Here is a 14853-nt window from a genome sequence, read left to right as displayed (position 1 = left end):
CGTAAAGAGGGCCCTGCACCATCCGGTCGCAGGGCCTTTTCATGTGCCCTGCTTGCCTTGCATCAAAGCAATATGGCTGGCGCAGCGAAACGAGTCCGGCAGGGCAATCTGACTGTTTCCTGAAATCTCTCCGATGACCGCAGCAGCAAGGCGATGCGCCAAGCCAAAGCTGACCTTGAAACCGCCGGTGAGCGTCAGCAGACGCGGAAAATCCGGGTGGCGGCCAACCATCGGCTCGCGCCCAACCGCTTTCGGGCGCAGGCCTGCCCAGCGCTCGACAATTTCGGCTTCCGCAAGTGCCGGCACAAAACCGATGGCGCGCGCGACGAGGTCGTCGAGTTGCGCGTCACAGGCAAGGGGATCATTAAAACTGTATTCGCTGGTGCTGCCGACGGCAACGCAGCCGTTCTCATGCGGAACGATATAGAGGCCATCGGAAAAGATCACCGGCCATGACGGATCGATATCGGCTTTGAGCAGCGCGGCCTGCCCCTTGATGGCGACGCCGCTCGAATGAGGGGCCGATGGACGCAGCGCGTCGATCAGCGGAAAGGATTGCACGCCGGCAGCGAGAATGCAGTGTTCGAAGGCAATCGTTTCCCCACCGGAGAGCTCGGCTTGGCCAGAGAGCGGGTCAAGACGGACGACTTCCATTCCCTCTTTCCCCTGCACGTGCCGGGATCGGCGTAGAACAGTTGCCAGCATCGTCAACAGCAATCGTGGCGACACGCGGGCCGCCAGCGTATCGAAGACAATGCCGCTTTCCGTAACTTTGCTGTCCGGCCAGCCCGACTGGGCGGATGTATCACGAACATGCCAATGAAAACCGCGATCAGCGGACACCCAGTTTTCAAGCGCCTCCTGCTCATGCCGCAGTGCAATGGTGCGCAGATGCGGCTTGGCCAAAGGAATGATACGGCCCAAGCGGCGATAGCCCGCCGACAGACCGGTTTCTGCCTCCAATGCTGCGATCTCCGCCTCCAGCGACACGAGGGCATCGAACTGGAACTGCTTTTTCTCATTCCAGCGATCCGGCATATGCGGCATCAGCGCACCGAGAATGCCGCCGCTTGCCCCGGCACCGATCGTGCTGCGCTCGACAAGGGTGGTCTCGATGCCTGCGCGCTCCGCCATAACGGCCGCCCAGAGGCCCATGATGCCGCCGCCGACGATCAACAGATCCGTCATCGATTGACCTTCTCCGCTATGAGGATTATCCGACGGGTCATGATCGACACCGAAAACTCAGCTTCGCCAGAGTGCCAGAAACCAGAGCGTCACACGCTGGAATGGCATGAGGGCGATATGCCCTATTCGGCCGAATTTGGCGATCATTTTTATTGCCGCGAGGATGGCCGGCTGGAATGCGACCATGTGTTCCTGGGCGGTAATGATGTAATCGCCCGCTGGCAAAACGCGACGGATTTTAACATCGGCGAACTCGGCTTCGGCACCGGGCTGAATTTCTGCGAGACATGGCGGCAATGGAAGCAGGTGCCCCGAGATGGCCAGCACCTCCATTTCATCTCCTTCGAGCGTTTTCCCATGAAGGCAAACGAGATTGACCGCGCGCTATCGCGCTGGCCCGAAATCAACGACGAACGTAACGCGCTGTGTGCGGCGTGGTCGATGGAGCCAGCCGGCAACGTCACCATTGAATTCAGCAGCGATGTGCGGCTGACGGTGGTGATTGGAACGGCCGAAACGCAACTCACATCCTTCGCGCCCATTTTCGATGCCTGGTATCTCGACGGCTTCGCGCCATTGCGCAATCCCGACATGTGGTCGCTGGACCTGATGCGCAGCGTCTTCGACAGAACCAATCCCGGCGGTTCCTTCGCCACCTATGCGGCGGCCGGATTCGTGCGCAGAAATCTTCAGGCAGCCGGTTTTGCCGTCGAACGGCGCAAGGGGTTTGGCGCAAAACGCGAAATGCTCTGCGGCATAAAACAGCCGATCTAGAGCATCTGGAATGATTGCCGGCGCCTGCAAACGGGCACGATTTCGATCCGGTTTCCTTTCAGGGAAGTTTGCTGTCGCAAATGGTGGCGCATGGCGACACCCAAATCTGCAACATCACCATCGTGTCCAAACGCGATGGAAATATCATGAGCGACAACGAATTTTCCGCCCTTCCTCAAGCCGATCAGATGGCCGATCAGACAGATGCCCCCGTCGAGCGCCGCCGGCGCACTGGTGGTCGTGGCGGTGACCGGACCGCGCGCCGGTCCACCGGAAATTCGAAATATCTCAACCTCGTCAACACCATGGCAAAATCGACGGTGCTCAGCGAAGATGCGCTCGAAGCGATCCATGATGCGTCGCTGACGATCCTTGAGGAAATCGGCATGGACGTGATCCTGCCGGAGGCCCGGCAACGCATGAAGGCGGCCGGCGCCGACGTGACGGCCGGGACCGACCGCGTCCGCTTCGACCGCGGCCTGATCATGGAGATGATGGCATCGGTTCCTCCGGCCTTTACCCTGCATGCCCGCAACCCGATCCGCAACGTTGAGATCGGCGGCAACAATCTCGTCTTCGCGCAGATCGCCTCGGCCCCCTTCGTCTCGGATCGTGAGGGCGGACGCCGCGCCGGCAATCAGGACGATTTTCGCAAGCTAGTCAAGCTGGCGCAGTCCTATGACATCATCCACACGACAGGCGGCTATCCGGTCGAACCGATCGACATCCACGCCTCGGTGCGCCATCTCGATTGCCTGTCCGACATGGTGAAGCTGACCGACAAGGCCTTTCACTGCTATTCGCTTGGCCAGCAGCGCAATATCGACGCGCTCGAAATTGCCCGTATCGGCCGCGGAATTTCTGCCGAGCAGATGGAGCGGGAACCTTCCTGTTCACCATTATCAACACGTCCTCGCCGCTGCGGCTCGACGGGCCGATGCTTCAGGGCATAATCGAAATGTCCTCGCGCAATCAGGTCGTGGTCGTCACGCCGTTCACACTGGCCGGTGCCATGGCGCCGGTGACCATCGCCGGCGCCGTCGTGCAGCAGAATGCGGAAGCTTTGGCCGGCATCGCCTTCACGCAGATGGTGCGCAAGGGTGCACCGGTCATGTATGGCGGCTTTACCTCCAATGTCGACATGAAGACCGGTGCACCAGCTTTTGGGACACCGGAATACATGAAGGCGGTGATCGCCGGCGGCCAGCTCGCCCGCCGCTATAACATCCCCTACCGTACCTCGAACACCAACGCGTCGAACACACTTGATGCGCAGGCAGCATACGAATCCGGCTTCTCGCTCTGGGCGCTGACGCAGGGCGGCGGTAATTTCATCATGCACTCGGCCGGATGGAGCGAGGGCGGGCTGACGGCCTCCTTCGAAAAATTCATCCTCGACGTCGATATGCTGCAGATGGTTGCCGAATTTCTGACGCCGCTTGATGTCAGCGAGGACGCGCTTGGCCTTGATGCGGTTCGCGATGTCGGGCCCGGCGGCCATTACTTCGGCACAGCCCATACGCTGGCGCGCTATGAGACAGCCTTCTATTCGCCGATCCTCTCCGACTGGCGCAATTTCGAGACCTGGACAGAAGCCGGACGGCCGACAACCTACGACCACGCCAACCGCGTCTTCAAGGAAAAGCTCAACGAATACGAAAAGCCTCCGCTTGATCGGGCGATCGAGGAGGAACTGGACGACTTCGTTGCCCGCCGCAAGCGCGAAGGCGGCGTTGCGACGGACTTCTGACCAGACGAGCCAGATCAGTTGGACATAGCCGACTTGACCGAGGCGATCAGCTTGTCGGTCGGCAAGTTGCTGTAATCCTTGTTTATCTCGACGGTGGTCTTTTCCCGCACTCTCGCCGACAGCATGGAGCGCAAGTCACCCAGCGTCTGGGGTGCAGCGCAAAGCACCAGCCGGTCGAAGGCCCCCTGCTGTGCATAGTCGTCGATCTTGTCGGCCACATCGGAGGTGAACTTCTGCTGCTCCTCGCGCACCGGGTCGCTGCTGTATTCCATGGCGGAACGGCCATGTCCCGTCGATGAATGGCTGCGGCCAGGTTTGTCGGCCATGATGTCCTGGGCACGTTTGGTATCCAGTTGGAAAACCTCCTGTTCAAGGTTCTGGTTGTCGTCCTTCAGGAAATTGACGCCCTTCAAAAGGCGGGCCTGATTACCGTCGGCGGCGAGAATCCATGTGGTGGTCATTGTCTACTCCTGGATCATGCTGTGTGATGCACATTCGCGGCAAGCCCCTATAGCCCGCCGCTTGGGCAACTCATCCCAACGTCAGCGCGAGTCGGTTGGTTCCTCGAAAATTCGCGGCGCGTGCAAAACTTCATCGGGGAAAGGCAAAACTTCATCGGGGAAAGACCGGGCAGACGCCTGCACCCGCGCGTTCATTGCCCTATGATCCGGCGAACGACTAGCGAGGACATCATGGCCGAACCGCTGAAAAACCTGCTTCACCCGGGCCTCGTCGAGCGCATGGGGGACATTATTGCCGCGGCTTATTCGGGCTTTGACAGGGCTCGGTTTGTCGTTATCGCTGTGCAGGACATGGCCAGCCTCGAACTCATGCAGCGGGCGCAGCAGATCCGCGCCGCATTGGTCGAGACCTTGCCGAGGGGTTTTGCGCAGGCCGCGGCCATCCTGAAAGCCAGCCTGCCCAGCGCAGAAAGGCCCGGCCTCACGGGATGGGAGCTGCTGCCGGTCAACCAGTTCATCGCGGAAAAGGGTCTTGATCACCTCGACCTGTCACTGGGTTTGCTAAAGGCGCTGACGCCGCATTTCACCGCCGAATTCGGCATCCGGGCTTTCATCCACAAGGATCAGGGCCGGTCGCTTGCAACCATCCTCGACTGGGTCAACGACGCCAATCATCACGTCCGCCGGCTTGCCTCGGAAGGCACCCGCCCCCGCCTGCCCTGGGCCATGCGCCTGCCAGCGCTGGTGCGCGATCCGCAACCCATACTGCCAATCCTGACGGCGCTGATCGACGACCCGGAAGACTATGTGCGCCGCTCCGTTGCCAACAGCCTGAACGATATTGCCAAGGATCACCCCGATCTCGTCGCCACCTTCGTGCGCGACGCGATGATAGATGCCTCCCCGCAAAGGCGGCAATTGCTGCGGCATGCCTCACGCACGCTCCTGAAGAAGGGCCATGGAGATGCGCTTGCGAATTTCGGCTTCGCGCCTGCAGCGGGAATCAGCGCCAGCATCTTGATCGAGACGCCGTCTGTGATCTTCGGAGAACACCTTGGCTTCACGCTTACGCTGTCCAATGAGGGCGCAAGTCCACAGCGGCTGATGATCGACTATGCCGTGCATCATCGCAAGGCGAACGGATCGCTTGCGCCAAAGGTCTTCAAGTGGACGAGCCTGGAGCTGGGCGCTGGGGAGTCCGTCACGATGGCCCGCCGCCACGCGATGCGCGCCATTACCACCCGGCAATATTATCCGGGCGCCCACCGCATCGAAATCCTCGTGAATGGCGCCGTGCTGGCCGGCGGCGATTTCGAGCTTGTCATGTCCTGAGCGCAGGGCAGCCCTTCGCATCTGCAAAAACTATCACTTGACTTTTGCGGCAAAAACAACGATCTGAGGCGCAGCGTCACCTTCCGGCCGCCGCGTGAGCGGCCTGCGGGATCTCATAGATCCCTAACGAAGGATAAGCGCACCAGAAAATGTTTTGCCGAACCCGGCAAAATCAGCGCAGACCGCTTTGTCAACCCACAAGTTCCCAAATCACGCGGGGTTCTTGACGCCAATCGACACTGGAACCGCATGGTGCTGTTCCGGCGAATGCGTTTGGCGCCCCGAAAAGGCAATACAATTGACCACTTTCAAAGACCTTGGCCTCTCCGAGCACATTCTTTCGACCCTTGCAGCGCAGGGCTTCGAAGTGCCGACGCCAATCCAGGCGCAGGCAATCCCGCTCGTGATGGCCGGCAATGACCTCATCGGTCTCGCCCAGACCGGCACCGGCAAGACCGCCGCTTTCGGCCTGCCGATGATCGAAAAGATGCTGGCCAGCGGCAAGCGTCCCGACCCGCGCAACATCAACGCGCTGGTGCTGGCACCGACCCGCGAACTGGTGAATCAGATCGCATCCAACCTGAAGGACTTCGTCAAGAAGACCCCGCTGAAGATCGGCCTCGTCGTCGGCGGCGCATCGATTAACAAGCAGTCCGAACAGTTGTCCCGCGGCGTCGATATCCTCGTCGCAACGCCCGGCCGCCTGCTCGATCTCATTGCCCGCAAGGCCGTGACCCTGACGCAGGCCCGCTTCCTCGTGCTTGACGAAGCCGACCAGATGCTCGACCTCGGCTTCATCCACGACCTGCGCAAGATTTCCAAGATGGTTCCCAAGAACCGCCAGACGCTGCTGTTTTCGGCCACCATGCCAAAGGCGATCGCCGAGCTTGCCAGCGAATATCTGAGCAACCCGGTCACCGTGCAGGTTACGCCTCCGGGCAAGGCTGCCGACAAGGTCGAGCAGTATGTGCACTTCGTTCAGGGTGCCAGCCAGAAGACCGAAATCCTCAAGAAGACGCTCACCGAAAATCCCGATGGCCGCGCCATGGTTTCTCGCGCACCAAGCATGGTGCCGAAAAACTGATGAAGCACCTCGAGCATGTTGGTTTCTCGGTCGCCTCGATCCATGGCAACAAGAGCCAGGGCCAGCGCGAGCGCGCCTTGAAAGCCTTCCGTGACGGCGAAACCCGCGTACTGGTCGCGACAGACGTTGCTGCCCGCGGCATCGACATCCCGGGCGTCACCCACGTCTACAATTACGACCTGCCGGAAGTCGCCGAAGCCTATATCCACCGCATCGGCCGCACCGCGCGCGCCGGTCGTGACGGCATCGCCATCGCCTTCTGCTCGCCGGACGAAATCCGCCTGCTGCGTGATATCGAGCGTCTGATGAAGATCGAGATCACCACGGCCAGCGGCGAAGTGCCGGCCGACCGCGCCCGCCCGAAGGGCTCGCGTGGCGGCCAGCGTCCCGGTGGTAGCAATAATGGCGGTCAGCGCAACGAACCGCGCGCCGATCATGCGCCGCGTGCCCGTCCGGCAGCAGCCGGCGGCTTTGCCGGCGACGAACTGCTGAGCGATGCAGATATGCAGGCCAAGCAGCATCGCAAGGGCCAGGGCCCGGCGGCACAGGCAGCCCACGAAAAGGCTCTTGCCAAGCGCCCCGGCGGCAACCGCAACGGACGCCCCGGCCAGAAGCAGGGCGAATGGCGCAACCGCAATCACGGTGGCGGCAACAGCAACAGCCAGCCCCGCGAAGCCAACCCGGCCGGCGCCAACGGCCTGCGCAAGCGCGCCGCCGGCGGTCAGCGTCGCGACGAGGCGTAAGCCTTTCGCGTAAGCGATAATTTGAAAATCGAACGGCGGCGGGATCAATTCCCGCCGCTTTTTTGTTCGTCTGCCTCTTTCGGAAAACGCGGGTGTGGTCGTGTGATATTCATCCACGCGGCCTGGATGAAAATTTGCCGGCGCCTATGAGGCGAATCTCGAAGTTGCGCGTTTAGCCCATGATGCAGCCAGCCAGGGAGACAATCATGGCCCAGACATTTGACCTTTCCGATTTCTCCGGAGACGAACTGACGAGCCTGATCAACGAGGCGACGAGCCTACGGCAGACGCAGCGCCAAAGCCGTGAACGCGAACTGCCAACAGCAGCCGACGGATCCAAGGGACAGGACGTTCACGATCCCGATCATGGCGTCATCACTGCGCCGACACCGCGAGCCGTCGAGGAAGAAGGCCCCGCCCATGGCGGTCCGGAAAAAGCGGTCGGCGCGACTGGCTGAACCATTTCCAGACAGCGATCGGGGTCACCCGTGCCCCGATCGCTCCCTCACCCTAAAGAGGGATTACATCGCAACCGGCGCTGTCTTGCGATTCGTCAGATAGACGCCGATGACAACGATAACTGTCCCAATAATCATCGGCAGCGTCAGCGCCTCCCCGAACAGGAGCGCCGCCTGGACGGCGGCGAGGGGCGGCACGAGATAGATCAGAGATGCCGCCCGCGACACCTGACCGCGACGAGATCAAATAGAGCAGCAAGGCGATGGCACCCATCGACAGTCCGAGCACCGACCAGGCGAGCGCCGCAAACAGTTCGAGGCTCCAGGTCACATGCAGATCCTCAAGCATGAGCGCCAACGGGATGGTGACGATCAGTGCTCCGACATATTGCAGCGTCGCAATCGAGCGGATGTCGACATTTTGAAGGTACCGCTTCTGATGAATGGTTCCATAGGTCACGGCGGCCATGCCGAGGACATTGAGCGCCACCGGCAGCCACGGAATCGGCGTCGAACCGGTATCGATTATCAAGACCTTGGGCAGAACGGCGATGGCGATGCCGACGAAGCCGAGCGAAAGACCAAGCCGCTGCTGGCCCGTCAGTCGCTCGCCGATCAGCGCAGGCGCAACCGCCGCCGTCATCAGCGGCTGCAGCCCGGCAATGATACCGGACAGCGCCGCCGGCACTCCCTGCCCGATTCCCCACCAGACGGAAGCCAGATAGAACCCGTGCAGGAACATGCCGGAGATGACCGCATGTGCAGATTCCCGCCTGGTTTTCGGCCATTCCACACCCGTTGCGAGGCAGAAGACGATGAACAGGGAGATGGCGCAGAGATAGCGCAGCACGAGAAATGTCAGCGGCTCGGCAAATAGGCCCGCATATTTGGCGACGACCCAGCCCGTGGACCACAGCAGGACAAAAATGGCCGGGGCCAGACGATCGAGGCTCATATTCTATCCCTGCCGCACAAAGCGCCTGCGATAGAGACACGCGTGCTGATGGTCAAAACAAAATTCCTGATACTGAGGTTCACCAAAATGCGACCTTGGCACACCAGAGCCCTTGCGATGAAATAGCAGGCAGATGAACAAACGGACGGCATCCAGCTTTTTCTCGAACACCCGCTGTTGAAAGAGAAAACATGGTCGATGAGCCAAAGCGCTTGCAACAATCCCTACCCGATGTCACCGCGTTCAAAAATTCGGCATTTTCCACCTGAAAATTTCTTTTGCCCTGAAATGAGCATGCTTCTTGCATTGCACTTGCTGTTGTACTCAAATGACAAAAAAGGGGATCACACCGTTGGCATTTGACGAAATGATGAATGCGGACAACAGCCCGCGCCAGCCTTATGCGACTTACAATGATTGGTATGCAGCCCAGGACAAGGCCCGCCTGATTGTCAAATCGAAAGACGCCGAGAATATCTTCCGCAAGACCGGCATCACCTTCGCGGTCTATGGACATGCCGACAGCGCCGAAAAGCTTATCCCCTTCGACCTGATCCCGCGTATTATTTCCGGCCGTGAATGGCGCAAACTCGCACAGGGCATCGAGCAGCGCGTCATCGCGCTCAACGCCTTTCTCGACGACATCTACCACAAGCAGGAAATCATCAAGGCGGGACGAATCCCGCGCGAACTGATCGAGCGCAACGAGGCCTTCCTGCCGCAGATGATCGGCTTCCGGCCGCCGGGCGGCGTCTATACCCACATCGTCGGCACGGACATCGTGCGCACCGGCGAGGATCAGTTCTATGTGCTGGAAGACAATGCACGCACGCCGTCCGGTGTCAGCTACATGCTGGAAAACCGCGAAACGATGATGCAGATGTTCCCGGAGCTCTTCCATCAAAACCGTGTTCGGCCGGTCGAAAACTACCCTTACCTTTTGCGCCAGAGCCTCGCCTCGCTTGCCCCTCCCGGCTGCGAGGGCAAGCCGCGCGTTGCGGTGCTCACCCCCGGCATTTATAATTCCGCCTATTATGAACATTCGTTCCTCGCCGACATGATGGGCGTGGAACTGGTCGAAGGCTCCGACCTGCGCGTCATTGACGGCAAGGTGAAGATGCGCACGACCCGCGGCTATGAGGCGATCGACGTGCTCTACCGCCGCGTCGACGACGACTATCTTGATCCTTTGACGTTCAAGCCTGAATCGGCGCTCGGCGTTCCCGGCATCATGGATGTCTATCGCGCCGGAAACATTACCATCGCCAATGCGCCCGGCACCGGCATCTGCGACGACAAGGCGATCTATTCCTACATGCCGGAGATTGTCGAATTCTATACCGGCCGCAAGCCGCTGCTCGAAAACGTGCCGACCTGGCGCTGTGCCGAGCCGGACAGCCTGAAATACGTGCTGGAAAACCTCGCAGACCTTGTCGTCAAGGAGGTCCACGGCTCCGGCGGCTACGGCATGCTTGTCGGGCCGACCGCCTCGAAGAAAGAACGCACGCTTTTTGCCGAGAAACTGAAGTCACGCCCCAACAACTATATTGCGCAGCCGACACTATCGCTTTCGACGGTGCCGATCCTCGTCAACAAGGGCATTGCGCCACGCCATGTGGATCTTCGCCCCTATGTTCTCGTTTCCGACAAGGTGCAGATCATACCGGGCGGGCTTACCCGCGTGGCATTGAAAGCCGGATCGCTGGTGGTGAATTCCAGCCAGGGCGGCGGCACCAAGGATACCTGGGTTCTGGAGGACTGACGCATTATGCTTGGAAGAACCGCAAACGGTTTGTACTGGATGTTCCGCTATATTGAGCGCGCGGAAAACAGCGCCCGGCTGATCGACGCCGGCCTGCGCATGTCGCTGACCCGCTCGGAAGCCACGGAAGACGATTGGGACGGCGTGCTGCAAAGCTCGGGCGTCCGCGATATCTACGACGATACGCATGACAAGCTGACCAGTGCCGATGCCATCGATTTCCTGTTGCGCGAACGGAGCAATCCGTCGAGCGTCATGTCGTGCATCGATGCCGGTCGCAGCAATGCCCGCATGGTGCGAACCGCATTGACCCGCGAGACGTGGGAAGCGACGAACGAATGTTACCTCGATCTAAAGGCGCTTCTGGCCCGCCGCGTCAAGCCGGCTGACCTGCCGGAGGTGATCGACGCGATCAAGCGCAAGACGGGCCTCATCCGTGGCGCGTTTCATGGCACCATGCTGCGCAACGAGATCTTCAATTTCTCCCGCATCGGCACCTTCATCGAACGCGCCGACAACACCGCCCGCATTCTAGACGTGAAATACTACGTGCTTTTGCCAGCCGTCAGCCAGGTCGGCTCTTCGATCGACAACGTCCAGTGGGAATCGATCCTGCGCTCGGTTTCGGCGCATCGCTCCTATGGCTGGGTCTACGAGGCGGAATACAAGGCGTCGAACATTGCCGACTTTCTGATCCTCAACGGCCGCATGCCAAGATCGCTTGCCTATTGCTACGAAAAGATCGCGAGCAATCTCGGCTATCTGGCGCGGGAATACGGCGAAAGCCATGGCGCCCATGCGACGGCGGAAGCGACGCTCGCGTCGCTGCGCAGTCATTCGATCAAGGACGTCATGGATCAGGGGCTGCACGAATATATCGAGAACTTCATCAGCCACAATAATCGTCTGGGACAGGAAATCTCCGACGGCTACCGGTTCTACTAGAGTGAGCTGGAGGAGAGAAAAATGCGCCTGAAGATCAACCACACTGACCGAATACACCTATGCAGACCCGGTGCAATATTCGCTGCAGCGCTTGCGCCTGACACCGCTGACGCAGCCTGGGCAGACTGTCCTGAGCTGGGAAACCTCCGTCGAGGGTGCGCGCATGGAGGTCGGCTATGACGATCATTTCGGCAACCGGACCAATCTGGTCAGCGTCAACGGCGACCAGACCTCGATCCGCATTGTTGCCAATGGTGAAGTCGAAACCGAGGACAAGGCCGGCGTCTTCGGCGTGCATCAGGCCTACGCGCCGCTCTGGCTTTATCTGCGCGAGACGCCCCTGACGAAGATGGCAAAGCCCATCCGCAACCTCGCGAAATCGATGACCGGCGAGACCGACCTTGCGAAGATGCACGCCCTGATGGATACCATCGCCGAAAATGTAGCGTACAGGCAGGGCGAGACCGGCACGGAGACGACGGCGGAGCAGGCGCTCCTGCAGAAGAGTGGCGTCTGCCAGGACCATGCCCATATCATGATCGCCGCCGCTCGGACGCTCGGCCTTCCCGCCCGCTACGTATCCGGTTACCTGATGATGGAAGACCAGGTTGAGCAGACGGCAAGCCACGCCTGGGCGGAAGTGCACCTCACTGGGTTGGGCTGGGTGGGTTTCGACGCAGCCAACAAGGTCTGCCCGGATGATCGCTACGTCCGCATCGCCTGCGGCCTCGACTATCGCGATGCAGCGCCGATTTCAGGCCTCATCCACGGCGCCTCTAGCGAAACACTCAAGGTGGCGGTAACCGTGGAGCAGCAGGAACAGAGCCAGAGCCAAAGTCAGTAAGCAACGAAACATTCTGTCGATCTTTACCAACCTCCAATTCTGGTTTAAAATTTAAACCAGAATTGGAGGTTTTTATGTCGAGTATTGGCGCATTTGAAGCGAAAACGCATTTTTCGTCGCTTCTGGACCGTGTGGCCAATGGTGAGGAAATCACCATTACCAAACATGGGAAGGCCGTCGCCCGTCTGGTAAGCGCTGAAGCCACCCAAACGTTGGCACCAGTAAGCGCGTTCCGGAAGCTGAAAGAGCTGCGGCGCTCGAATACGCTTGACGGCTTGTCGTGGAAAGATTTGCGGGACGAAGGGCGCAAATGACAATCGTGATCGATGCGTCGATCGCCCTTGCCTGGTGTTTCGAGGATGAAGCGTCGGATGAAACGGATGCAGTGGCACATCGGGTTATCGCCGAAGGTGGCGTGGTTCCGTCGTTATTCCATCTGGAACTTGCCAACGTCCTCCTGCCGTCGGAACGACGCGGGCGCATTTCAGCCTCTGAAATTGCCCAAAGGTTAGACCTGATTGCACAGATGCCAATCGAGACCGACCCCCAAACTGCAGGTAGAGCGTGGAACGATACTCTCTCGCTTGCGAGGGCACACCAGTTGACGAGCTATGATGCAGCATATCTGGAGCTTGCGGCACGCAAGGGTGCGAAACTCGCGACAAAAGACAAAGCGCTGGCGACAGCGGCGAACCAATTGGGCGTAACCCTGATTATGCCGCAATAAAAAATGGCCGGAAAACCGGCCATTTTTTCTGTGATTGATCAAATCAGTGGCTGTCCTTGCCAACTGCGCTCCCGCGACATCCCTTCAGGAAGTCGAGATCGGCGCCGGTGTCGGCACCCTGGACATGCTGCTGGTGCAGCCAGGCGTAACCGGATGTCGGCAGGTCATGGTGCGGCTGCCATGCGGCGAGACGCTCAGCCATTTCCTCATCCGAAATATCGACATGAAGGCGACGGTTCGGGACGTCGAGCTCGATCATGTCGCCATTCCTGATGACGGCAAGCGGACCACCGACGGCGGCTTCCGGCGAGGTGTGCAGCACCACGGTACCATAGGCCGTTCCTGACATGCGGGCGTCGGAGATACGCACCATGTCGGTGATGCCTTTCTTGAGCACCTTGGGCGGCAGCCCCATGTTGCCGACCTCGGCCATGCCGGGATAACCCTTCGGACCGCAGTTTTTCATCACCATGACGCAGGTCTCGTCGATGTCGAGATTGTCGTCGTTGATCTTGGCCTTGTAGTCGTCGATATCCTCGAACACCACGGCCCTGCCCCGGTGCGTCAGGAGATGCGGCGAGGCGGCCGATGGCTTCAACACCGCACCCTTGGGTGCGAGATTGCCGCGCAGCACGACGATGCCGCCGGACTGCGTCAGTGCCTTTTCTGCCGGCAGGATGACGTCTTCGTTCCAGTTGACGACGTCCTTGACCTCATCCCACATGGTCTCGCCGGAAACGGTCAGCGCATCCTTATGCAGAATTCCTGCCTCGCCGAGGCGCTTCAGCACCACTGGCAGGCCGCCGGCATAGAAAAATTCTTCCATCAGATACTTGCCGGATGGCATGAGGTTGACGATGGTCGGTACGTCGCGGCCGCAACGATCCCAGTCATCCAGCGTAAGGTCGATGCCGACACGGCCGGCCATGGCGAGCAGGTGGATGACCGCATTGGTCGATCCGCCGATCGCCGCATTGGTGCGGATGGCGTTTTCGAAAGCCTGCTTGGTCATGATGTCCGAAGGCTTCAGGTCGTCCTTGACCATCTGGACGATCCGACGACCCGTAAGCTGCGCCATCACCTTGCGGCGGCTGTCGACGCCGGGGATGGCCGCATTGCCCGACAGCGCCATGCCGAGCGCTTCTGCCATGGAGGCCATGGTGGAGGCTGTGCCCATGGTGTTGCAGGTGCCCGAAGAACGGCTCATCGAAGCTTCTGCTTCAAGGAACTCGGCTTGCGTCATCTCGCCGGCCTTCACCATTTCGGAGAACTTCCACAGATGCGTGCCGGAACCGACGCGTTCACCCCGGAAATAGCCGTTGAGCATCGGTCCGCCGGTAACGACGATCGACGGCAGATCGACTGAGGCCGCCCCCATGATCAGCGACGGCGTGGTCTTATCGCAGCCGACCAGAAGCACGCAGCCGTCCATCGGTTGGCCGCGGATAGCTTCCTCGACCGCGAGTGCCGCAAGGTTGCGGTACATCATCGCGGTCGGGCGGAAAGTGTTCTCGGATGCCGAGAAGACTGGCACTTCCATCGGGAAGCCGCCAGCCTCCCAGATGCCGGCCTTCACCTTTTCGGCGAGTTCGCGCAGATGGCCGTTGCACGGCGTCATATCCGACCAGGTGTTGAGAATGCCGATAACCGGGCGTCCGTCGAACAGGTCGTGCGGATATCCCTGGTTCTTCATCCAGCCGCGGTGATAAATGACGTCACGGCTGGTGCCGCCGTACCATTCCTGCGACCTGAGCTTGCGCGGCCATTCCGCTTTCTTAAACATCATCATCGTCCTCTAAAGGTTCCGGACGGATCGGCGCTATGCTCCGA

Annotated in this window: 10 protein-coding genes and 4 pseudogenes; 10 read left to right on the top strand and 4 right to left on the bottom strand. The window is 60.1% G+C overall.

Annotated features, from left to right (window positions below; genetic code table 11):
- Positions 1-39 precede the first annotated feature (39 nt).
- Positions 40-1188, bottom strand: coding sequence for an FAD-dependent oxidoreductase (locus P6U16_RS18045; protein ID WP_277701655.1), 1149 nt, complete (start codon positions 1186-1188; stop codon positions 40-42).
- Between the two features lie 39 nt (positions 1189-1227).
- Here P6U16_RS18045 and mnmD point away from each other — a divergent pair, with 39 nt between their 5' ends.
- Both mnmD and P6U16_RS18035 read left to right on the top strand, forming a co-directional pair.
- Entirely contained in the window at positions 1228-1962 is a 735-nt protein-coding gene (mnmD, locus tag P6U16_RS18040) for a tRNA (5-methylaminomethyl-2-thiouridine)(34)-methyltransferase MnmD (protein WP_277701654.1), read from the top strand.
- Positions 1963-2108: 146 nt separating this feature from the next.
- A pseudogene (locus P6U16_RS18035) lies at positions 2109-3712 on the top strand (trimethylamine methyltransferase family protein).
- Between the two features lie 14 nt (positions 3713-3726).
- On the opposite strand, the gene P6U16_RS18030 reads toward P6U16_RS18035, so the two are convergent.
- Positions 3727-4173, bottom strand: coding sequence for a host attachment protein (locus P6U16_RS18030; RefSeq protein WP_277701653.1), 447 nt, complete (start codon positions 4171-4173; stop codon positions 3727-3729).
- A gap of 231 nt (positions 4174-4404) precedes the next feature.
- Between P6U16_RS18030 and P6U16_RS18025 the strand changes: the two genes are divergently transcribed.
- The 3 genes and pseudogenes from P6U16_RS18025 (at position 4405) to P6U16_RS18015 (ending at position 7790) form a co-directional block, all read left to right on the top strand.
- Positions 4405-5505, top strand: a complete 1101-nt coding sequence (locus P6U16_RS18025) for a DNA alkylation repair protein (RefSeq protein ID WP_277701652.1) — start codon at positions 4405-4407, stop codon at positions 5503-5505.
- A gap of 298 nt (positions 5506-5803) precedes the next feature.
- Positions 5804-7332: pseudogene (locus P6U16_RS18020) on the top strand (DEAD/DEAH box helicase).
- A 206-nt stretch (positions 7333-7538) separates the two neighbouring features.
- The gene (locus tag P6U16_RS18015) at positions 7539-7790 is read left to right on the top strand and encodes a hypothetical protein (RefSeq protein WP_277701651.1); all 252 of its coding nucleotides are present in this window, start codon (positions 7539-7541) and stop codon (positions 7788-7790) included.
- A gap of 63 nt (positions 7791-7853) precedes the next feature.
- Here the strand turns inward: P6U16_RS18015 and P6U16_RS18010 are convergent.
- Positions 7854-8745, bottom strand: a pseudogene (locus P6U16_RS18010) (DMT family transporter).
- 367 nt (positions 8746-9112) lie between these two features.
- Here P6U16_RS18010 and P6U16_RS18005 point away from each other — a divergent pair.
- The 5 genes and pseudogenes from P6U16_RS18005 (at position 9113) to P6U16_RS17985 (ending at position 13023) form a co-directional block, all read left to right on the top strand.
- Positions 9113-10507: a circularly permuted type 2 ATP-grasp protein gene (locus tag P6U16_RS18005; RefSeq protein WP_277703897.1), complete on the top strand. Its 1395-nt coding sequence runs from the start codon at positions 9113-9115 to the stop codon at positions 10505-10507.
- A gap of 6 nt (positions 10508-10513) precedes the next feature.
- Positions 10514-11452 (top strand): alpha-E domain-containing protein, encoded by a 939-nt coding sequence (locus tag P6U16_RS18000; protein WP_277701650.1) that lies wholly within the window; start codon positions 10514-10516, stop codon positions 11450-11452.
- Between the two features lie 21 nt (positions 11453-11473).
- Positions 11474-12296, top strand: a pseudogene (locus P6U16_RS17995) (transglutaminase family protein).
- A gap of 74 nt (positions 12297-12370) precedes the next feature.
- Positions 12371-12610, top strand: a complete 240-nt coding sequence (locus tag P6U16_RS17990) for a type II toxin-antitoxin system prevent-host-death family antitoxin (protein WP_277701649.1) — start codon at positions 12371-12373, stop codon at positions 12608-12610.
- Positions 12607-13023, top strand: a complete 417-nt coding sequence (locus P6U16_RS17985; RefSeq protein WP_277701648.1) for a type II toxin-antitoxin system VapC family toxin — start codon at positions 12607-12609, stop codon at positions 13021-13023. The genes P6U16_RS17990 and P6U16_RS17985 overlap by 4 nt, the downstream gene beginning before the upstream one ends.
- A gap of 43 nt (positions 13024-13066) precedes the next feature.
- Here P6U16_RS17985 and araD read toward each other — a convergent pair whose 3' ends face one another.
- Positions 13067-14806 (bottom strand): L-arabinonate dehydratase, encoded by a 1740-nt coding sequence (gene araD, locus P6U16_RS17980; RefSeq protein WP_277703896.1) that lies wholly within the window; start codon positions 14804-14806, stop codon positions 13067-13069.
- Between the last annotated feature and the right edge of the window lie 47 nt (positions 14807-14853).

The sequence above is a fragment of the Rhizobium sp. 32-5/1 genome (assembly GCF_029537235.1).
Taxonomy (GTDB): domain Bacteria; phylum Pseudomonadota; class Alphaproteobacteria; order Rhizobiales; family Rhizobiaceae; genus Pararhizobium.
Note: the sequence above shows the minus strand (reverse complement) of the source record. Positions and strands in the feature narration are given on the sequence as shown.